Origin of the sequence: Nostoc sp. (assembly GCF_036919555.1) — a bacterium.
Taxonomy (GTDB): domain Bacteria; phylum Cyanobacteriota; class Cyanobacteriia; order Cyanobacteriales; family Nostocaceae; genus Nostoc.
On the sequence record NZ_JBALCS010000041.1, the window covers coordinates 1 to 20,524 of the forward strand.

Genomic DNA, 20,524 nt, shown 5'->3' on the forward strand with positions numbered 1-20,524 from the left:
ATTTCGTTTAACATATTCCCCTCCGTTTTTCATCTCTGGAGGGAATTTTATTGCACAAAGCGATCGCCTGAATCAATAACTAGCAACTTGGGTTAAGTACTGAATATACTGAGCTATTATATTGTCATTTTTGCTCGTCCATAATAGTCCAGCACTTTCCTGTATCAATATCCCAGAGGATGACCGTGTTGTGACCACCACCTTAGAAATAGTCTTTGGGATTCAGTTTAAAAGGATCATACTATCTATGCTCCACAGTCTTTAACTTTTCCCTAGTCACAAATTACGCTACAATCTTTAACCCCTGTTAGTTCTGTACGCTCGCCACATCCATCGTGAAACACTATCAACAACAAACCAACGCCTTCCCCAACGATTACCTAAACAACTTGTGGGGAGAAATCCAAGCTTGTCCTTACTTTGCTATCAACAACCTCAACCGCGATTTTGTCGCTACTAAAGGATTCTCCGTAGTATTTCAACGTTCTGGATTAGCAAAAGTAGAACAGCAGTTTCCGTACTTCAAGCCTTACCTCGATTTGGCTCTCCAGTCAAATTGTAATGCTTTTTACCTCAATCCTTTACAGCTAAAGGAAGGCTCCCGTGTCGATCAGCATATTGATCGCTCCTTACGTTCTTACTCCAAAACCATTGAACCGCCTGCGGTTGTCAGTGTGCTTTATGTGCGAGTCCCAGCAGATATGGAAGGGGGAGAACTGGTATTGCGATCGCACAAACGCCAACTTGGGCAAATTAAGCCCCAAATCAATACTTTACTTTATTTTCAAGGTGATTTAACCCATTCGGTTAACGCTGTGAAAACCCCAGGAAATCGCCTAAGTTTAGTTTGTGAACAGTATAGTTTGAGTGATGCTGAACTCCAGGAAATTCCAGAGTTTACCGTGGAGTCAAGAAGCTCTCAGTCTACAACTAAAAAGAGAAAGTATGCCTCATAGTTTAGTATTGAATTTACTACCTCAATCGCCCGTTTCACCACAGTTTCTCACAGGTAGACATCTCCACGCCCTATTTTTAACCCTCGTTAGTTCTGTAGATCCCACATTGGGCGATCGCTTGCACGATTCCACTGCTGATAAAGCTTTCACCCTTTCTCCCTTACAAATTAGTAACACAAACTCTCCCCTTTTAAAGGGAAATAGAGGGGAATCTAAATTGCAATACTCACATCAACAACCCATTCTTGCCAATACACCTTGTTGGTGGCGCATCTCTTTATTAAATGATACTTTATTTGGCAAACTTACCCAAGTCTGGCTAAATCTTAATCCCAATCGCCCTTGGCATCTTGGATCTGCTGACTTGTATATTACCAGCATTGAAGGCATACCTCAATCTATTCAACCTTGGGCAAATGCCAGTACTTATGTTCAATTATACGAAGAAGCTAGCGACCGCAATTGCTCTATTAACCTTACCTTCTCCACCCCTACCGCCTTCCGTCAAGGACAGTATGACAATACCCTTCCTACCAGAGAATCTGTTTTCAATTCCCTACTTTCGCGCTGGAATAAGTACAGTGGCATAGAATTTACTCAGATTGCGATCGAGTCAATCTTCGCTTCTTTTGTCAACATTCACACAGAAATATTAGCTGACTCCCGCAGCAAATTTATTGGCATTATTGGCGAAGTTAACTACAAGATTTTAGGACCAATTGAACCGATACAAATTAAACAAATTAACGCTTTAGCTGACTTTGCTTTATATAGCGGCGTCGGTAGAAAAACAACTATGGGCATGGGGATGACACGGCGGCTATATTCTCACTAATTTCAATAATAATTTAAAAACCACCTAAGTTATGAATAACATCGAATATACAGCAGATTGCAACAAGCGCCTCTGTACAGATTATTGTAAGGGCAGAACAATGTTGTGCCCCTACTTGTGTACCTCATTTATCTTAAAAACGCTGTATTTCCATTGCGGCGTTGAATCAATACGCTGGAAATTTTGGATTACAATTTATCAAAATTGGTTTGAAAGAAAGTTGCACACGGCGTTAAATTGGGGAAAGGGTGAGCAAGCAGCCCACCCCAGACCATTATTTATTTAGCAATAGTTTATACTGGTGCTTCAGTAGCAGTTTTGCCAACCAGCATTGCGGTATTTTCGTCGCTTTCGAGAATACCGAATTCAATCAACAATTCTTCTAGTTCTTCCATTTCGATGGGTGTAGGAATAGACAGGTTTGTGTTGTCGATAATTTTGGTAGCTAATGTCCGATATTCATTAGCTTGGTTGCTGTCAGGTGCATACTCGTTAACAGTCATCCGGCGCAATTCTGCGTGTTGAACGATGTTGTCACGAGGTACGTAGTGAATCATTTGGGTGTTCAAGCGTTTTGCCAGGGTTTCGATTAGGTCGATTTCCCGGTCAGTATTACGGCTATTACAAATCAGACCACCCAAACGTACGCCACCAGTGTGAGCATACTTGAGAACACCACGAGCAATGTTGTTAGCAGCATACATTGCCATCATTTCACCGGATGTGACGATGTAGATTTCTTGTGCTTTACCTTCACGAATAGGCATAGCAAAACCACCGCACACAACGTCACCTAATACGTCGTAAGATACAAAGTCTAGGTCTTGGTAAGCACCGTTTTCTTCCAAGAAGTTGATGGCGGTGATGATACCACGACCTGCACAACCTACACCGGGTTCTGGACCACCAGATTCTACGCAAAGAACGTCACGGTAACCCTTGAGCATCACTTCATGAAGTTCTATATCTTCTACTGCGCCACGTTCAGCAGCGAGGTGAAGAACGGTTGTTTGAGCCTTGCTATGTAGCATCAAACGGGTAGAGTCAGCTTTGGGGTCGCAACCGACAATAAGAATGCGCTTACCTATTTCAGCCATTGCTGCTAGGGTGTTTTGAGAAGTGGTAGATTTACCAATACCGCCTTTACCATAGAAAGCTATTTGTCTAATCTTTGGGTCAGTCATGGTTGTGTTTTCCTACAATGATTTAGTTAATTAATCTGAAGCTTGATGTGAAATTTTCACTCTTGATGCTATTGGGAAGTAGAGCCTATTGGCGTAGATATATAGCGATAAATTGCTATATATCACACCCTGACAAAAACAGTTGAAATCAGAATATATTTACCCAAAAAACGATTGCTTAAGGGATAGATAAATCTCTATCTCCTAATAACGAAGCCTTGAAAACTTTCACTTCAGCATTGTCAGTTGTTGTAACAAAATCCCAAATGGTTGCTCAAGCCTCAAGAGTGGTTGCAGCAGGAATTCAAATGAACGCAGATTTGTTCTCTGAACCACACAACCAACCAAATTGCAATCCACTCTAAATGGTCGCTACAACTTCTCTGATTTTGCTCATGTCAAGTCGCTAAGAACTTCTATAGCGCTTCTCGTTTCCTGATTCATGCAGCCGGATAAATTCCAGCCCAAAAGTGGTAGCTACAGGTGCAATACTATATATAATGTCTGCACAGGCAACCCCAAACATTTTGGCTTAGACTAGTATCTTGGTGACTTTTAACAGTATGGTTAAATTCCTGAAAATTTTGGAACGACACCATTCTGCTGAAAGTTTTCCTTCCAAAAGTCAGCAACTGCTTCAACTTAGTTCGCGGTTGAAAATATTTGCTCCTGCTTATACTAAGTTAGTAAATATTCTGTATTTCTATGGATTTGTCAGGCTGTACTAAGAGTCTTTCTTCCCAGACTCCAAGAGTAATTGCCTTTAGTGGGTAATGCTCTTGCTAGGTTAACCAACTATTATTGGCTGATACCCAGATAAATTTTGATTGACTTCAAGTTGTTACGGAGGCTACTATCTTACTCAATCTAGTTTTAGATTTTCGTGACAAACAGATGTAGCTAATTGAAGTGGACTTACCAGAGCAAAAAAACTTTCTTGAGATTGCCTCAAACTTGTCTTGAAGTCTTTTTGTGTTTTTACTTTTTTGATTCCTATAAAAACCATAACATACATCTCACTAATTTATTTGCCGAATATCCAATTATTTATCTACTCGCTAAAAGATTATCTTTAGAATCTTTAATAGTCATAAGTTACGCGCTCCCAGGTTGCCAGTTAGTGAAATTATTTATCATCGCCAATATGTGCAGTTAGATACTTTTGGGTATTTGATAAAAGTATTTAAAACTAATGTTTGACAACAAAAACATAATTTCTGATTTTTGCACTCAAAAATTTTTTAAAACCTCGTTTCTAGTCAAAGGCTGGAAATGCTCTTTATTGGGCTGCTGGCGCAAGTCTTGAGGCGGAACCTCAAAATAGGCATTCCCAGTCGGAGACTGGGAACGAGGTAAAACGAGCAACTGGTATGCGGTTTCTAACCGCTACAATCGATTAGTATCTTTTGTAACTAACTTCCAGCCTTCAGCTTGGTCAACTAGCTTCATCGACTCTAGTTGAAGATTGTTGAAAGCAGATGTATGAAGTAAAAAGTAGGGTTGGCCGTTGTAGTGCCAATAATATTGCAGTTCACCAACAGAAGCGGGAATGATGGTGCGATCGCTATAATAATCCAACGAGGGACGATGATAAGGAAAAGATGTGTAAATCTTCCTCGTGGCTGGATTTGCCCGCACAATCATGGCGGCGACTGGTTTAACTGGATAGGCTTCCGATAATTCCCAAACCCAGTAGTTAGATTTCATTAACAGCAGCAGCGAAATATAACTTCCCCAAAACAAAATCTTCAGAAATTGCCCATCGCCTCGTTCTGCCAAAATAGCTGCTAAGGTCATAGTTAAAGCTACTGCTGTAAAAATGAGTTGTAAGTCTGTTTTCGGTGTTGTACCCCAACTGAAATAAATACTACCAGCAGAAGCGACTACTGCAAGTATCGCCAAACCAGCCACCCAAGCACGGGGATAAGATGAGAGTAAAGGCGAATTTTCCGTCTCTGATAACTGGATACCAAAAGCTAAGGCTAAACTAGGGTAAATCGGGAATAGATACCAGGGAACTTTACTAATCATGAAGGAAATTACCAGCAGGTAAACACCACTCCACGCCAGTACTAATTTTGCCCAGCTAAGGTTACGATTTTCCCAGGTTAAGCGGACAGTTTGCGGTAAGAATAATAGCCACGGCCATGTATACTTGAGAAGTTCAATCACATAGTACCAAGGTGGTTGAGAATTCCCTTCTACAACAGAGCTAATTCGGCCTAGTGATGAGTTTGCAAGGCCAATTTGGGCGAAAGTGTAACCATAGTGAATTAGTTGAGCACCATACCAACCAGCTACGGGGAGAATGCCAATTAAGATTGCTATCCACAGATAGTGACAGGTGAGGAGTCGTGGCGTATCCCAAAACAGAAATGCGATCGCGATCGCACCTAATAATACACCTAGCAGTCCTTGAGTTAGGCAAATCAACCCAAAACTAACGCCAACACCAAGACAATAACGTAAATCTCGGCGCGATCGCAACACGCACAACATCATTACCATCAAAAAACTTACCATCGCCCCATCTAACATTGCTAACCGCCCATGACGCACCACAGGTAGCATTGTTAGGTAAATCAAGGCGCTATAAATCGCTGCCCAACGTTGGCGAAATATCTCTCTAGCAATGCAATACAGTAAAGGTACAGATGTCGCTGTTAAAATTGCTCCAGGTAGGCGCGTTGTCAACTCATTTTCGCCTCCTAGAGAATAAGCCCAAGCAATTAGCAAATGCATCAAAGGCGGCTTGTCATGATATGGTTCGCCTCCTAGTGTTGGGTAAAGCCAACGCATTGAACCTGCTGGTGCGTGCCAAATTTCACGAGCAACCTGTGCCACAGTCCCTTCATCCCAATCTCGCAGGGGCAATCCTCCCAGATTGATGCTAAACAGTAACACTGCTGCCAACAGCAACACTATTAGCCATACCCAATCAATCCATTTGCCAACCGTGCGATGCTGTTTTTCTAGATGACTCCAAATAAAGCTTCCTTCTTGCATATTCTCTGGTAATCATTTTACTTGCTGGTTTGATTACATAGAGATATCTAGCGAATCTCCAATGTTGCCACCCAGTAGCAACGTATATTCTTAACAATTGCTAGTTTCCAAGATTAACTCAACTTTCTCTAATTGGCGCTATTTTTTGAAAAATTTATCTTAGTTATTTCAAGAACATTTAAGCCGATAAATGATAAAAATAATACAGCCAATAAATTATTTATTACCTGCTGATTCGTCCGTAAATGAATTTGTATTTTATTTTAATGCCACGCTTAGTTTAATTTTTATCTACTTAGTTGTAAGCTAACTAAATTCCGAAAATTAGGAAATAATTGCTACAGAGTTTCAATGGGGGGAGCTGAACACTTCAAGGAATTATTTGTAATTTTTTTGCATAGTAATAACCAACATTTTTTAAATCTTCTGCTTAGTTCCCATCCCCTCTTGGAATAAATTCTGAGGCAATAGCTTGCATTCCTCTCAATGAGGACTAAATAAAAGATTTTAAGCGATATGAGCCAATTTTAGTATTTTAAATTTAATTAAGCGATTATTTAACTTAGATATCTGTGTTGTATAATTTTGTCAAAGCCTTTTTTACAAAAATAAGCAGCTATAAAATTATAGGAGCCTGTCAATGAATTTACCTGTAATTGTGGATATTACTGTTGGCTTAGTTTTTATTTACTTAATTTTGAGCCTGCTAGCTTCTGAAATTCAGGAGTTGATTGCCACATTTTTACAATGGAGAGCTAAACATTTAAAAAATTCAATTGAATTACTTGTAGCAGGTGGTAGCGAAACTGAAGAATCAGATATTACTAAGGCAAGAAATTTAGTACAGAAACTTTATAACGATCCTTTGATTAATACCTTGAATCAACAAGCAAAGGAGAAAGTAGAAAAGCAGTTTCGGGAAAATACTAAAAGCAGTAACAAAAAAGCACTAGGAGACAAACAAAGCGCCCCTTCCTATCTTCCTTCTGAAACATTTGCAATTACTTTATTAGATACCTTAAAAATCCCCCAGTTAATTAATTATGTGAAACATCCTAATGATGAAGTTCAAACCAATTTGCACATGATATTAGGATCTTACAAAGAACTTCAAGCCGGTATTAATGATCCAAATAGTGAAAGTTACAAAACGATTCAAAGAGTTTATGGAGATATTGACCAGAAATTTATAGATTTTGTTAATCAAGAGTTACCTAATGATGTACCTGATAGTTTAATTAACAGTCTTCGTGTGCTTGCTCAACGTAGTAGGATAAAAATTGGCGACCTCACAGAAGAAATAAATCAGTTTAAAAATGAAGTAGAAACATGGTTTGATCGCTCTATGGATCGAGCCAGTGGTGTTTATAAGCGCAATGCCAAAGGAGTTGGTATTATCATTGGAATATCAATTGCCATATTAACTAATACTGATACATTTCACCTCATTAATAGATTGTCGCAGGATTCGGTTATCCGCTCTGCCATTACTCAAAGTGCAAGTCAACGAACCGATTTCATTAAAGATCCAGAAGCCAGAAGTGAAATCGAGAAAGTTTTAGGAAATGCTTCTGTACCTATTGGATGGCAAAATATTAATCAACAGTTTGAGCCGAATAGTGGAAGCATTTTATTCATCAGAAGTTGGCAGGTTTTTAGATTAATTTGCGGTTGGATAGTCAGTGGTTTAGCTATTGCTATGGGTGCGCCTTTTTGGTTTGATATCCTCAATAAAGTTATTAATGTGCGGAATTCCGGGCCAAAACCTGTTGCGTATACTAAGGATCAACCCTCTCAGAAGTAGCGTTTTGGAAGTCCCTAAACTTAATCCAGATAAAAAAGCATATTTCTTATTTTCCAAGAAAAAGGTTAACTTTCCCTGCAAATAGAGATTTATAGCCGCATTCCTTATTCAGCCTCCAAAACACTTAACACTTTTTCTTCCAACCCAGTCAAATAAGCGCGTTTCAGCTTCTCCAACGACTCCAAAAACTTCTGCACCGACTCCTCCAATGCACCCGAATACACGCGACTGATGCGATCGTTCCTAGAAAAATGCCAAAAAAATCAAGGAGATAACCAGAAGTAAATTTATCACAATTCATCATACCCATTGGGGAATTGAAACTTTTCATCGAGCCATAAAACAAGTATGTGGAATTTTTCAGTTCATGTTTAGAGATACCTATGCAATCAAGACCCACATATTTTGTTCACTTCAAGCTTTTGTTAGATTGGAGTTTATGCGGTCTGAAAAAATAATTAGCAATTGGTACAAAGTACAACCGAATATGTTCACGTACAACTAACGTGAACATATTTTTGCAAACCTTAGCAGTGATGGCATTATCTAGACAACATCGATGATGTTCTTTGTCAATGCGCAAGTCCTATATTTAATAGGTGAGTTGAAGAAAAGCAGCCATCACAGAAAAAAAACTGAGGAGAGCGGCGACAAGAATGAGTCATCAGAACCAACTGAAGTTACCGCTTGTTTACCTTGATCAGAAGTGCTTCCAAATCAGCAAGTTGAACATCTTCGTTCAGAGGCTCTCCATTCAATGCCAGTCTAGGAGTACTATCAACTCCAATCTCTTCTGCGAATTGAATATCGTTATTAATAGCAGCAATAGCAGCACTGCTACTACGATCCTGGTTAAACTGCTTTATATCCAAATTCAATGCTTTGGCAGTTGCAGCATAGAACGAGTTGCTCAACTTGTCTTGGTTTTCAAACAGTGCATCATGGAACTCCCAGAATTTTCCTTGTTGACCCGCAGCCCAGGATGCTTTGGCTGCGGGCATTGCTTCTGAGTGAGTTGAGGTCAAAGGTAGATGCTTGTATACCAACGTAACTTGACCTTGATGTTTTGCCATAAACTGCTTGAGCGTTTGATGCACCTTTGCACAATAAGGACATTGAAAGTCAGAAAAATTTACCAATACAATTTTTTGCTCAGAGGCGCCAGTAGTTGGAGAAGAGCCAATCACCGATTTAGGGTTAGCTTTCATCCTTTTTAAAAAAGTCATTTGTGCTTTCTGTTGTTGTTCCTGTTTTTTCTGTTGATATGTCTTAACAGATTCCATAACAACTTCTGGATGGTTGCGGATGACTTGTATAACCTTGGCTTCTAATTGTGAATCTACTGGTTGAGAATTTCCAGCCTGTGTAGACATTGAACAGTTATTAAATCCCAAGCACAATAACAGCAACCCTGTGGCTGTAAGTACCCTGTTTCTAGAAACACCGTACCGACTGAATAATTCTTTCATAATAAATTTCCTAATTGCAAAATAAAGCTGGAGAATATTTAGCGACCGGCTTTGTCACTTTCAAAAATCATTTTTTGAGGAATAAAGATTGTCATATAACCTAATTTAATATAAGCATAATATTTATTATTCCTATCTATACTAGGCTGTAATGACACATTTTGAGTAATTTGATATGTATTAACTTCTCCAGCAGATATTGAAGCTGGAAAACCAAAAACAGCAGAAGCTAAAACAATAAGTGAGCTAAAGTGCCGCATAAATTTATTTTTAAGACTTTGCTAAAGGTTGCTAACTTCTAATAACTCGGGTTTCTTGACGATAAATTAAGGCTTTATAGCATAACCTTTCTCAACACACCCGGTTTCTGAATAAATTCTTTGAATAATCCAGATATAACCGCCCCTAGTGGGCGGTTATATCTGGATATATCAGAGGAATGAGGTATTATCAGCTAATGATGGTTAAGGGTGAAATTTTCTAGGATTAGTCACACACAATCACAAACCGACACAATCACAATACGAATTTTTGCCTGGGTCGAATGTATACCAGCCACCGGTCCATCGCAAACCGACTGAACTACAAACTTGAGGGCATCTTTGTTGTGCATGTTCATTGTTCCAGATAGGACCTGCAATAACATTTCCAGCTAAAGCTTGGTTAGCAAAGCTAAAGATAGCAGAACCACCAACAATCATTGCACTAAGTGGTAGTAAGAATCTCTTTGTAATTAAGTGACTAGAAGTATTAGACATGAATTTCTCCTTTGAGTTGTTTCATAGTTCAATTAATAGCCTTGAAAACTAGGATTAATAATTAAGTATTTTTTGGTAAAACTCAAACTCATAATTAATTATTTTTAGTTATTCATACCTGATTAACTTAGATATTGCTCCTAGAACACCGATTCAGTAATCGGAGAACAAACTAAAAATCCACTTTGCCGCTTAGTAAATAGTGAAGGATAAAATAGATGAAAAGCAGTCCAGGCAATGATTGTAGTCAAAAGCAAGGACTTGGCGATATTTAATAAACTCTCAAGATCAAGTGCGCTCTGGGTTCAGCTATATTCGGTACTTAGAGGGTGTTTATAAAATAAATATTAAGCAGTTGAGCAACGATGATTACGGGCTAATCGACGTAACATCAGATGTGTCATGGTAGCGTAGATCATGGTTTCACTGGTTTGCGGAAGATATTCGTAATCTTTACTTAGACGGCGGTAGCGACCAAGCCATGCCAGTGTACGCTCTACGACCCAACGTCGAGGTAAGACTTTAAAGCCAGAGGTGAGATCGCAACGTTTGACTTTTTTCTTGTCCGCAACCAATGAAATATCTGACCCAATCGACTAACAAGCCTGCATATGCGGCATCTGCCCAAATTAAATGTAACTTGGGGAACAAGTTGCAAATTTTATCGAATACGAGTTTTGCCCCGTCACGGTCTTGGATCGAGGCTGCATGTACAACAACCATCAAAATTAGACCCATCGTATCAACAACGATATGGCGTTTACGACCATTAATCTTTTTTCCGGCACATAGCCCTTTACTTCTCCTTTTTCAGTTGTTTTCACAGTTTGAGAGTCTATAATTCCGGCAGATGGTTCTACGTCTCGTCCTTCGAGTTGCCTGAGTTGCGTAGCTTGCCGCCGTAGGCATCGCAGAACTGAATGGATTTTTTGCCATATACCCTTGCGCTGCCAACGTTGAAAATACGAGTATGCAGTTTGCCATGCCAGGAAATCATGAGGCATCATTCGCCATGAGCAGCCTGCACGCAAAATGTAAAAAATGGCATTTACCACTTCCCGCATATCGACTTCGCGCTTTTTTCCACGTTTACGTTTACGTTCTGCTGGAATCATTGATTTCATCAAATCCCATTCGATATCGGAAATATCTGTGGGGTAAGGCTTTCGGCTCATTGTGCCCGACTCAAATATGACTACTTCTTGTTTTAAAATAAGTGTTCTAGGTGAATAACTGCGGTGTTCTTTATTTTTTATTTATAAATACCCTCTAAGTGGTTGGAGTGAAAAGTCAACCTTGAAAGTTATCGCAAAGTGCCAAATTCCAGATTCCAATTTTAAGACCCAAATAGACCAAGCGATCGCAGCTTAATTTCCGCACCTTTTTTATGCTGACGTGTACTAAGGGTGGATGCCATTCGTTGGGTCGTATACGTAAACTCTCGGTCTTTAATGCACCACTAAGTACCGAATATAGCTGAACCCAGAGCGCACTTGATCTTGAGAGTTTATTAAATATCGCCAAGTCCTTGCTTTTGACTACAATCATTGCCTGGACTGCTTTTCATCTATTTTATCCTTCACTATTTACTAAGCGGCAAAGTGGATTTTTAGTTTGTTCTCCGATTACTGAATCGGTGTTCTAGGAGCAATATCTAAGTTAATCAGGTATGAATAACTAAAAATAATTAATTATGAGTTTGAGTTTTACCAAAAAATACTTAATTATTAATCCTAGTTTTCAAGGCTATTAATTGAACTATGAAACAACTCAAAGGAGAAATTCATGTCTAATACTTCTAGTCACTTAATTACAAAGAGATTCTTACTACCACTTAGTGCAATGATTGTTGGTGGTTCTGCTATCTTTAGCTAAGTCCAAAGTTGCTACAGCCCAAGCTAACGTGGCTCAGGCTCAGGTAAGGTTAAATCGAGCAAAAGAAGAACTTCAGCGCAACCAACTGCTAGTAAAACAAGGAGCTATCTCCCTAAATACTTTGGGAGACTTTTCCAGTAAAGAGGGTGAGGCAAGGGCTAACCTAGAAGCACAATTAGCCCAGCTAAGAGAACAAAAGCAGACTTTGGAGAAAGTTCAAAACGGTACGCGCAAAGAGCAGATCGCTGCTTCTGAAGCCGACGTTACTCAAGCTCAGGCACAGTTGCGGTCTTACCAAACCCAACTGAAAGAGACTCTGATTCGTGCTCCTTTTGCCGGCACAATTACACGCAAATTTGCCCAAGAAGGTGATTTCGTTACCCCAACGACATCTGCTTCCTCCAGCGATGGTGCGACATCTGCTTCCATTGCTGAACTTTCCAGCGGTTTGGAAGTAGAAGCCAAAATTCCTGAAGCGAGTATTGCTCGCATTCACACAGAGCAGCAGGTAGAGATTCGCTCAGATGCCTATCCGAATAAGACCTTTAAGGGTAGCGTTCGTCTGATTGCGCCTAGAGCTATACAGGATAGTCAGGGAAAGCAATCGACTGGGGATGTTACCTCTTTTCGGGTCAAAGTGGTACTACAAACGGGTCGAGACTTGCTCAAGTCAGGCATGAATGTGAAATTGAACTTGATCAGCAATAAAATCCATAATGCCTTGATTGTTCCTCTAGCGGCAATTGTCACTCAAAAAGATGGACAGACTGGAGTGTGGGTAATGGATGAAAACAACAAAGCTCTATTCCGGCCAGTTACTACTGGTTCAGTTAGTGGCAATCAAATTCAGATTCTCAAAGGACTGATTAAGGGAGAACAGATTTTGCTCAACCCTCCGTCAGATCAAGCTATCCCTGGTGTTAATACTATGAAATAGCCACTTACAACTCATCATTGCAATATGGACATATTTGAAAGCGTCAAAATGGCAGTTACTACTCTGACTGCTAATAAGCTACGCAGCAGTCTGACAATGCTGGGAATTACGATTGGCAATGCTGCCGTGATTGCCTTGGTTGGCATTGGACAAGGTGCACAAAATTATACTTCCGAAAAGCTGGAGTCGTATGGGGCAAATAGTTTATTTGTTTACGTCAGTTTCGAGGATGCTGAAGGCTCAACGACGAGTGAAACACCCCAGCTAGTGTTGTCAGATGCGGAGGCGATCATTACTCAAGCACCCGCTGTCAAAGCAGTAGCTCCCCAAATCAGTTCCCAACTCTCAATCTCTTACCTCAACCGCAGTACAAAAACCAGTATTACAGGGACAACCCCAGGGTTCCTCTACGTCCATAATATGACTGTCGCTAAAGGACGGTTTTTCAATTCTTCCGAACAGCAACAGAATGTGCAAGTAATGACCTTGGGAGCAGAACTTGCCCAGAAACTATTTGGCAGTGAAGACCCGCTCGGCAAAAAGGTGCAAGTCGGCAACGTGAGCTTTCTGGTGATTGGAGTCATGAAAGCCAAAGGTTCCTTTGCTGGACAAAATTCAGACGATGCTGCTTATGTGCCAATTACCACAATGGCTGACCAGTTGACCGGACTGCGATCACCCTACGGTATTCCCATTGATAGCATGCAGGTGTCATAGTATCAAGGAGCATCCATTCCCAAGATTGCGTTCCTCCAGCAATACGTATGAATATCACCACAAGCAACACCATTATTCCTGGAGGTGCAGCTTGTGACCACAACCCAAATTCTTGGCGAATGCGATTCCAGATTCTCCTTTTCATCTCGCTTCCGGTTTGATAATCCTGTGTATTAATCAATTAAACCTTCTTCACGGGAACGAACTTCGGTTTGGATTCGCATATTCTTACCACTTTGCTTGCAGTCTTCCGGATACACTCCCAAAACATCCTGAATCTTCGTCCAGTAAGTACGTACTGCCCGCTCTGATTTATACATTCGATCTGCGATCACTTTATCTGTCAAACTCTCTTCAACAGCCAACCGCAATACCCCCAACCATTCCGGTTTGAGTTCGATCCCCGTTTTAATATCTTTGGTGTGAGTGGCACCATGAAGTGCCAAATGAACCCGCATGAGCATTTCCGATTCGGGTAATCCTTTGTCTGCGATCGCAAACCCAGCTTGATGATTATCAATCTCGTGTTTAATCCGGATTAACGCTTTCACATAACTACTTTGCACCATGAAATTGTGATCGGGATATTCTTTGAGCAAAGTTTGCAAAAGCTTAATTCCGGTATCAATTTCTGCTGTCTCCCCTTGCTGATTGGAAATCGACAAATCCATCACAATCAGGTCAAACGGTTGAGATTGAAGTTGATCAAGTGTCTCTTTGGCTGTCTGAGCCTTAAGTATATTAGCTTCTGGATACTCCCTACTTAATACATCTAGAGTACCAGTTAAAATTAATTGATGGTCATCGACAACAAGAATATGAAGCTTTTTTTCCACTGGTAAATGCTCATAAAGTTGATGTTTTTCTAAGCTTACTACTGCCATCGTATTCTACCCTTGTTCAGGTGAAGTTTTTTCTAACCTCAGTAGATCGAAAACTTTTAAGATTAAGAACCAAGGTAGGCAGCAGCCGCCCAATTAGGCATTCCCAGTCGGAGACTGGGAACGAGAATCTTTTGCTCCTACTGCGTGGTCTATTTATTTTAGGACTCACGCAAAATTGTCTTAAAAACCTGATTTGTCGTAGCGGTAATTTATGAATTACCGCTACTTCAGAACTTTTTTGCGTGAGTCCTGTACTTAAAAAATAAAAATAACTCGGAGTTTTAATTCTTTGTTCTGAAGAATAATCTCAATTTGCTTGATGAATTCTCGAAAGTAAAATCGTCGCTCTGTTTCCGACAAATCTAACCAAAATTGTGGAATAGAAACAGCTTGAGCAACAGAACGCAAGTTAACTGGGGGAAGAGTCGCCAACTTTGCTTCGAGTGCAGAAAGTTCTGTACGGAGTTTGTAAGCCCTTAACTTTGCTGTTTCAACATCTAAAATTCCAGTTTCAATTAATGCGGGTAACTGAGCAAGTATTTCTTGCTGACGTGCGATCGCTTGCCCTAAACTATTCTTGACTGCATCCAACTGAGGAAAATTCATCCCCGCTACAGCTAAGGGTAAGTCACGGCAAACGGTTTCAATTGTATGTTCTAAAACCTCTTGGTAGGGAATAGCCTTACACTTGGGGCGTTGGGGACAGCTAGTAGAACGTAAATAAAGATACTCCTTATCTTGGTTGCGTTGGGTGACACGAGTAACTGTCAGATGTGACTGACACTCAGCACAGACAACCAACCCAGCTAAAGAACGCCTAGCACTAGCAGTTCGGGATGGTAAACGGCTGTTACGGCGTAAAAGTCGGTCAACTTGGGCTGCTTCTTCTTTAGAAATTATCGGAATATGGGTATTGGAGATAATTTCACCATTTTGGTAAGCTGTATTGCCGCGATAAACTGGATTAGTCAGCCAGCGTCTTCCTGTGGTAACAGAGATTTTTTTGCCGTATTTTTTCGCCAAGTAACGAACTGAACCCCGCAGGGAACCATAGAGTAAAAAGTCTTCAAAAAAATCTTTGACTACTGGTGAAGTACTGCGGTCAATAGTATATTTTCCCTTACCTCTGCGATAGCCGTAGGGAACTTTTCCGGGTGGCGGTGCAACATCAAGACGATTACGGGCGTGTCCTTCACGGATGCGACGACTACGTTGTTGACGTTGGATTGTGTCTACCAAATTCAGCAAGTCAGCGCCCAGAGGATAATTTTCGGAAGTGTAGGGCTGTTCAGTAGCAATTATCGCTACTCCCATTGCTTCGAGTTTATGCAAGCGATCGCTAATTTCCTCTACAGTATCCCCTAATTCTTCCAACCGACGAATCAGGAGATAATCTGCTGGTTCAGTTTGACAATCGGTGAATAATTGTTGTAATTGCGTTCGCGTAGCGTGTCCAAAGGACTCTCGCTTGCCCAAATCTTCATAAACTCGATCCACCTCCCATCCCCAACTGGTTTGATCAGGAGAAGATTCTAATAGCGGATTGGTATAAGAGTAGGCAATGATTATCATTTATCATTTATCATTTGTCATGGTTATCGGAAATCGAAGGGTTGAAGACCTGTACCATTACACGTAGCTCGGAGGGGGAGTGTCTCCGACTGTGCTCAATTTCAGTCAGGGTTTAAATAAGAGTCTGAAATTGTCTAAAATGTTTGAATTTTGAATGCGTGAATTTTGAATTGTTAATTTCCTTGTCCCCTACTCCCCATTCCCTACTCCGCACTCCCTCTCACTGCTGACTCAACTCAATAATATTTCCATCAGGGTCTTGAGTAAATAGAGCAGGGCGACCGGAAGCACTGGGTTGAATGGGATAATTATGATTGAGCAACTCTTGTTTAGCAACGTCCAAGTAAGCAACTGAGAAAGCGACATGGGGGTTGCGTCCCCATTTTTCGTTTGGGTTTTCGGTGGGGACGGTAGGTGCAACTATCAAGTGAATTTGATAGTCGCCGACTTGATACCATGCACCAGCGTAGTTTAGCGAACGATCTATTTTGGCTAATCCTAATACTTTGCCATAAAAGTGTTCAGAGCGTTCTAAGTCAGTGACAAGAATTGCTGTATGGAGACTTTGGGTAATCTGCATTATCGGTAGGTGCGATCGCGTTTATCTAAATTTTGACGTAGTTTGAACCCTTGTGGGGAGTGGGAAAGCAGGGGAGCAGAGGAGAATAATAATAACCAATGCCCCATGCCCAATGCCCAATGCCCAATGCCCAATAACAAAAAAATGAGGATAAATGATGGATGCTCAACTAAGCCTTACAGAAATCAGTGTTGCACGGGAGATTTTACAAAATTACGACCCTGCACAACACGCTTTGAATCACTTGGAAAAACACAATGGCAAAGTTGAAACCGCTTTTGAGGATTTGTGGATTGAGAAAAATGGGCAACCGTTGATGCAGCAAAGTAAATCACTTTGGCAAGTAACACTAAAGGTATTGCGTGAGGAACTCTGTGGTGATGATGGTTTTCGTGGTCAACTTAAAGAATACACGAAGAATCCAGGGAGTTCGCCCTTGCTGACAGGGTTGATTATCTCTCTTGTGGGTGTAGCCACGGCACACGGCTTGCCAATTGATCCAGCGATCGCAACTGTTATTGTTTTATATATCCTCAAAATCGGCTTGAATATTTTTTGCGAATATACTGAATCACCCGTTAGCAATTCTGGAACTCTAGCGCCAGGAAACTGATGTCCTATCTTTTACGGTTTATCAAATAGCTTAAGAAAACCTCACCCTGGTTATGCTACGCTTTCACCTGTCCCTCTCTTTGGTAAGGAGAGGGATTAAAGTCGGGAGAGGGTGAGGTTTTTGTTTTGGGTAATTCGATGACCGAAGAAGACTCATGATACAGAGCAACTAAATTTATTTATGGACAATGTAGAGACAATTGTGCCGCTATGGCTTTTGCACAAGGCACAAAAAGTCCTTGTTTCAAGCCCCTAAATTTATTTATGGGGATTGTAATTTTGAATGCGTGAATTTTGAATTTTGAATTCCCCGAAGGGGTTGACTTGTGTGTATACCATAAATCGGTGTTCTAACAAACCATCCCCTGTGACTGATGGCTAGCAACGCTTTGCGTAATTCGTAATTCGTAATTACCATTGCATAAAGGTTTTAGGCATTCCAAATGGATGGTTTATTTACGCCGTACTGTACTAGTGCCTCAACAAGCGCCCAACTATTTATTAACGTCAGTTCGATGAACCTCTCCCCAACCCCTCTCCAACGCGGAGAGGGGCAGAAATATTCTTCGTTTCCAAGAGAAAATCATGGTTTCAAAGCCTCCTTGTGGGGGAGAGGAATGGAAGTGGGGTTTTTTAGATCCGTCCAGAATAGTTGAAGATGGGCCAATAATACTGGTTTCGCTAACCCCACCTAAAATGTAGATGTTTTTATAGTATTTTTAGGTGGGGACTGCGCGAAACATTTCTTGTTCAAATTCTCACTTTAGTCGCCTCTAGCAGCTTAACGCTGGCATAAATAGTATCAATATAAGGTGTGGGAATTTGAGTGAGTTTTCCCAATTCTGCCACCGCGCCAACAATAGCGTCTATCTCCGTGGGGCGTCCAGCTTCAATATCTTGTAGCATTGAGGTTTTATGGGCACCAACGTTTTCTGCCCCATTAATTCGCTGATCCATTGTGATGCCAAACTTTATACCCAAGTTTTCTGCGATCGCCTGAGTTTCAGTCATCATTTGCCGCGCTAGTTCACGGGTGAGGGGATAGCGACAAATACCTTCTAGAGTAGCACCAGTTAGAGCGCTGATGGGATTAAATGCCACATTACCCCACAACTTGATCCAAATTTCCGTGCGAATTTGATTGCGGATTGGTGCTTTGAATCCTGCCTGTTTTAAAGTTTCTGCTAATAATTGGATGCGTTCTGTTTTAGTGCCGTCGATTTCACCGAGACTAAAGCGATCGCCTTCAATATGCTTAATTACACCTGGTTCAATTATCTCAGTTGCCGGGTAAACGACACAACCGATGGCGCGTTCAGCACCGATACTAGCTTCAATAATTCCATCTGGATCAACAGATTGAATGCGTCTACCTTCATACTCACCGCCATGCTGACGAAAATACCACCAAGGAACACCATTTTGGGCTGTCACCACCATCGTGTGAGCATCATAGAGTCCAGGGAGAAAAGGTGCGATCGCAGACAGACTCTGAGCCTTGACAGTTAAAATTACTACATCTTGTAGCCCTGCTGACTGGATATCGCTAGTTGCCAGAGAGGGAGTAACAATTTGGCTAGAACCGTCTGCCATGAGCAACTTCAGCCCATTTTTTTGAATTGACTCCAAATGAGAACCACGCGCAATCAGCGTTACGGCTTCACCTGCCAGTGCCAGTTTTGCCCCTAAATATCCACCAATCGCACCCGCGCCAACAATACAGATTTTCATTTGATCTCCAGCCTTCCTTTAAAAGCATTTTCGCCTCGAAGGGCGTAAAAATAAATGTTTTGGGCAGGATAAATGACGATTACTGCTGCAAATTTACAGCCGAATTGCCGCTCGCTTAAAGATAATTAGCTGGGTTCACGGGTGTGCCATCTCGACGAACTTCAAAGTGGAGATGAGGCCCAGTTGATAAACCTGTGGAACCGACAGCAGCGATCGCTTGTCCGCGTTCAACAGCTTGTCCTTCGGTAACATACAATTCGCTGGTATGTCCGTACAATGTAGTAATCCCTTTGCCGTGATCGATAATTACCGCTCTGCCATAACCACCATACCACCCAGCAAAAATCACTATTCCCGAATCGGCTGCCCGAATTGTACTACCATAGCTAGCGGCAAAATCCAACCCGGCATGAAAGCGACGATAGCCGAGGATTGGGTGCATTCGCCAGCCGAAGGGACTGCTAGTAGGAGCATCACTAGGATATACCATTACACCAGTTCCCCGAATGATCAAACTTGTACGGCTGTTGGTTTTTACTTGCGCCTCTTCTGTTGCTTTGGCTTCTGCTACCTTTTGTTGAATCAAGACTTCCAGATTTTTGGATTCCCTCTCTAGCTGGTTTTGCGCTGCTTCCAAGGCGAGGCGATCGCTATTGAGGCGTTGAATCAATTCTGATTGTGACTGCGCCTGAGTTTGATAATCAGTTTTTTGTGCTAGCAGTTGCTCACGCATCAAGGCAATTTCATTTTTTTGCTGTTCTATTTCCGTTTTTTGTTTATTGATCAGGTTTGCTTGGGCGTTAAGTTTCACCAAAATTAGCTGGTCTGCCTGATACACTAACTTCAACTGATAACGGCGGCTGATAAAGTCGCTAATATTTTCACTTTGGAGCAAAACTGCCCATCCAACAGATGCTGGCGATCGCTGAAGATAACGCAATCGTGCTACTGTTCCTATTTGATGAGCTTCATAGTCACGTTCCGCTACAGCTAAATCAGTTTCCAATTGCTGGAGGCGTTGGGTAGCTCGTTGTAATTGCAATTCGCCCTCTTCAATATAGCTATCTGTGGTTTGCAGATTTTGCTCTAAACCAGTAAGGTGTTTTTGCGCCTCTTGTTGGATATTTGTTAAGCGATCGCGATCGTTAGCCCCACTCTGATGCTGCTGGTTCATTTGTTCCTGCTGTTGCCGCAGAGTATCAATAGATTCTATGGGCGTTGCCTGGGCTGGAATTAATGCCAAACAAATCCACAAAATGCAGCAAAATACAATAGATAAACAGCAATAAATCTGCTGTTTGACTCTAAATTGCGCTCTCATCCTGCGAACCTAACCAAAACGATGCTTTCAAAGAAGAGGCAGGGGGAAGGGGGCAGGGGGCAGGGGGAAAGAATTCTCTCCTTTTCTCCCCGCTCCCTGCTCCTTGTCCTCTTCTCCCCCAACTTCTTATAAGTGGTTCTCGTTCCGGTGGGATCAAATCCCTTTTCTGTTCTATCCCCCCTGCTCCCTGCTCCCTGCTCCCTTGCCTCTTTTTCAAACACTATGAGGATTATTTCCAAAATCTGATTCACCCACTCCAACACTATGTATCAAATTGGTCTGC

Annotated in this window: 18 protein-coding genes and 2 pseudogenes; 7 read left to right on the top strand and 13 right to left on the bottom strand. The window is 41.4% G+C overall.

From position 1 onward, the window contains the following. Positions 1-335: 335 nt before the first annotated feature. Together V7K36_RS12475 and cas6 are read left to right on the top strand one after the other, a co-directional pair. On the top strand, positions 336-956 hold the full coding sequence (locus V7K36_RS12475) for a 2OG-Fe(II) oxygenase (RefSeq protein ID WP_335116108.1): 621 nt from the start codon (positions 336-338) through the stop codon (positions 954-956). Then, positions 946-1,791 (top strand): CRISPR-associated endoribonuclease Cas6, encoded by an 846-nt coding sequence (gene cas6 / locus V7K36_RS12480; RefSeq protein WP_335116110.1) that lies wholly within the window; start codon positions 946-948, stop codon positions 1,789-1,791. Before V7K36_RS12475 ends, cas6 begins: the two co-directional genes overlap by 11 nt. Before the next feature lie 293 nt (positions 1,792-2,084). Here cas6 and nifH read toward each other — a convergent pair whose 3' ends face one another. Beyond that, positions 2,085-2,975 carry a nitrogenase iron protein gene (gene nifH / locus V7K36_RS12485; RefSeq protein ID WP_335116112.1) on the bottom strand — a complete coding sequence of 297 codons (891 nt, stop codon included), beginning with the start codon at positions 2,973-2,975 and terminating at the stop codon, positions 2,085-2,087. Positions 2,976-4,361: 1,386 nt separating this feature from the next. After that, positions 4,362-5,981: an ArnT family glycosyltransferase gene (locus V7K36_RS12490; protein ID WP_335116114.1), complete on the bottom strand. Its 1,620-nt coding sequence runs from the start codon at positions 5,979-5,981 to the stop codon at positions 4,362-4,364. 640 nt (positions 5,982-6,621) lie between these two features. Here V7K36_RS12490 and V7K36_RS12495 point away from each other — a divergent pair. Beyond that, on the top strand, positions 6,622-7,785 hold the full coding sequence (locus tag V7K36_RS12495) for a hypothetical protein (RefSeq protein WP_335116116.1): 1,164 nt from the start codon (positions 6,622-6,624) through the stop codon (positions 7,783-7,785). Between the two features lie 262 nt (positions 7,786-8,047). Further along, positions 8,048-8,290, top strand: a pseudogene (locus tag V7K36_RS12500) (IS701 family transposase); the annotation flags it as partial. Positions 8,291-8,465: 175 nt separating this feature from the next. On the opposite strand, the gene V7K36_RS12505 reads toward V7K36_RS12500, so the two are convergent. The 4 genes and pseudogenes from V7K36_RS12505 to V7K36_RS12520 form a co-directional block, all read right to left on the bottom strand. Next, positions 8,466-9,254 carry a DsbA family protein gene (locus V7K36_RS12505; protein WP_335116117.1) on the bottom strand — a complete coding sequence of 263 codons (789 nt, stop codon included), beginning with the start codon at positions 9,252-9,254 and terminating at the stop codon, positions 8,466-8,468. 38 nt (positions 9,255-9,292) lie between these two features. Further along, complete coding sequence (locus V7K36_RS12510) at positions 9,293-9,514, bottom strand: hypothetical protein (protein ID WP_335116119.1); 222 nt, start codon at positions 9,512-9,514, stop codon at positions 9,293-9,295. A 240-nt stretch (positions 9,515-9,754) separates the two neighbouring features. Next, positions 9,755-10,012 carry a mannan-binding lectin gene (locus tag V7K36_RS12515; RefSeq protein WP_335116121.1) on the bottom strand — a complete coding sequence of 86 codons (258 nt, stop codon included), beginning with the start codon at positions 10,010-10,012 and terminating at the stop codon, positions 9,755-9,757. Between the two features lie 347 nt (positions 10,013-10,359). Beyond that, positions 10,360-11,187: pseudogene (locus V7K36_RS12520) on the bottom strand (IS5 family transposase). A gap of 677 nt (positions 11,188-11,864) precedes the next feature. Here V7K36_RS12520 and V7K36_RS12525 point away from each other — a divergent pair. Continuing rightward, positions 11,865-12,824, top strand: coding sequence for an efflux RND transporter periplasmic adaptor subunit (locus tag V7K36_RS12525; RefSeq protein ID WP_335116123.1), 960 nt, complete (start codon positions 11,865-11,867; stop codon positions 12,822-12,824). 24 nt (positions 12,825-12,848) lie between these two features. Continuing rightward, positions 12,849-13,541 carry an ABC transporter permease gene (locus V7K36_RS12530; protein ID WP_335116124.1) on the top strand — a complete coding sequence of 231 codons (693 nt, stop codon included), beginning with the start codon at positions 12,849-12,851 and terminating at the stop codon, positions 13,539-13,541. Between the two features lie 173 nt (positions 13,542-13,714). Here V7K36_RS12530 and V7K36_RS12535 read toward each other — a convergent pair whose 3' ends face one another. From V7K36_RS12535 to V7K36_RS12550, 4 genes are all read right to left on the bottom strand, one after another. After that, positions 13,715-14,425 (bottom strand): response regulator transcription factor, encoded by a 711-nt coding sequence (locus V7K36_RS12535; RefSeq protein ID WP_335116126.1) that lies wholly within the window; start codon positions 14,423-14,425, stop codon positions 13,715-13,717. A 255-nt stretch (positions 14,426-14,680) separates the two neighbouring features. After that, complete coding sequence (locus V7K36_RS12540) at positions 14,681-15,997, bottom strand: recombinase family protein (protein WP_335116128.1); 1,317 nt, start codon at positions 15,995-15,997, stop codon at positions 14,681-14,683. Positions 15,998-16,217: 220 nt separating this feature from the next. Beyond that, entirely contained in the window at positions 16,218-16,577 is a 360-nt protein-coding gene (locus V7K36_RS12545) for a VOC family protein (protein WP_334948467.1), read from the bottom strand. Beyond that, a complete protein-coding gene (locus V7K36_RS12550; protein ID WP_335116130.1) occupies positions 16,577-16,717 on the bottom strand; it encodes a hypothetical protein in 141 nt (46 codons plus the stop codon). The genes V7K36_RS12545 and V7K36_RS12550 overlap by 1 nt, the downstream gene beginning before the upstream one ends. Positions 16,718-16,734: 17 nt before the next feature. On the opposite strand from V7K36_RS12550, the gene V7K36_RS12555 reads away from it, so the two are divergent. Further along, on the top strand, positions 16,735-17,190 hold the full coding sequence (locus V7K36_RS12555) for a hypothetical protein (RefSeq protein ID WP_335116200.1): 456 nt from the start codon (positions 16,735-16,737) through the stop codon (positions 17,188-17,190). 749 nt (positions 17,191-17,939) lie between these two features. On the opposite strand, the gene V7K36_RS12560 is transcribed toward V7K36_RS12555, so the two are convergent. From V7K36_RS12560 to V7K36_RS12570, 3 genes are all read right to left on the bottom strand, one after another. Next, the gene (locus V7K36_RS12560) at positions 17,940-18,920 is read right to left on the bottom strand and encodes a 2-dehydropantoate 2-reductase (RefSeq protein WP_335116132.1); all 981 of its coding nucleotides are present in this window, start codon (positions 18,918-18,920) and stop codon (positions 17,940-17,942) included. Between the two features lie 115 nt (positions 18,921-19,035). After that, a complete protein-coding gene (locus V7K36_RS12565) occupies positions 19,036-20,241 on the bottom strand; it encodes a murein hydrolase activator EnvC family protein (protein WP_335116134.1) in 1,206 nt (401 codons plus the stop codon). Then, a complete protein-coding gene (locus V7K36_RS12570) occupies positions 20,238-20,480 on the bottom strand; it encodes a hypothetical protein (RefSeq protein WP_335116136.1) in 243 nt (80 codons plus the stop codon). Before V7K36_RS12570 ends, V7K36_RS12565 begins: the two co-directional genes overlap by 4 nt. Positions 20,481-20,524: the final 44 nt, after the last annotated feature.

Excerpts from the sequence above, each read along its gene's own strand:
- cas6 (WP_335116110.1), top strand. The coding sequence starts at position 946 with ATGCCTCATAGTTTAGTATTGAATTTACTACCTCAATCGCCCGTTTCA.
- nifH (WP_335116112.1), bottom strand. The coding sequence starts at position 2,975 with ATGACTGACCCAAAGATTAGACAAATAGCTTTCTATGGTAAAGGCGGT.
- V7K36_RS12490 (WP_335116114.1), bottom strand. The coding sequence starts at position 5,981 with ATGCAAGAAGGAAGCTTTATTTGGAGTCATCTAGAAAAACAGCATCGC.
- V7K36_RS12495 (WP_335116116.1), top strand. The coding sequence starts at position 6,622 with ATGAATTTACCTGTAATTGTGGATATTACTGTTGGCTTAGTTTTTATT.
- V7K36_RS12505 (WP_335116117.1), bottom strand. The coding sequence starts at position 9,254 with ATGAAAGAATTATTCAGTCGGTACGGTGTTTCTAGAAACAGGGTACTT.
- V7K36_RS12510 (WP_335116119.1), bottom strand. The coding sequence starts at position 9,514 with ATGCGGCACTTTAGCTCACTTATTGTTTTAGCTTCTGCTGTTTTTGGT.
- V7K36_RS12515 (WP_335116121.1), bottom strand. The coding sequence starts at position 10,012 with ATGTCTAATACTTCTAGTCACTTAATTACAAAGAGATTCTTACTACCA.
- V7K36_RS12530 (WP_335116124.1), top strand. The coding sequence starts at position 12,849 with ATGGACATATTTGAAAGCGTCAAAATGGCAGTTACTACTCTGACTGCT.
- V7K36_RS12535 (WP_335116126.1), bottom strand. The coding sequence starts at position 14,425 with ATGGCAGTAGTAAGCTTAGAAAAACATCAACTTTATGAGCATTTACCA.
- V7K36_RS12540 (WP_335116128.1), bottom strand. The coding sequence starts at position 15,997 with ATGATAATCATTGCCTACTCTTATACCAATCCGCTATTAGAATCTTCT.
- V7K36_RS12545 (WP_334948467.1), bottom strand. The coding sequence starts at position 16,577 with ATGCAGATTACCCAAAGTCTCCATACAGCAATTCTTGTCACTGACTTA.
- V7K36_RS12555 (WP_335116200.1), top strand. The coding sequence starts at position 16,735 with ATGGATGCTCAACTAAGCCTTACAGAAATCAGTGTTGCACGGGAGATT.
- V7K36_RS12560 (WP_335116132.1), bottom strand. The coding sequence starts at position 18,920 with ATGAAAATCTGTATTGTTGGCGCGGGTGCGATTGGTGGATATTTAGGG.
- V7K36_RS12565 (WP_335116134.1), bottom strand. The coding sequence starts at position 20,241 with ATGAGAGCGCAATTTAGAGTCAAACAGCAGATTTATTGCTGTTTATCT.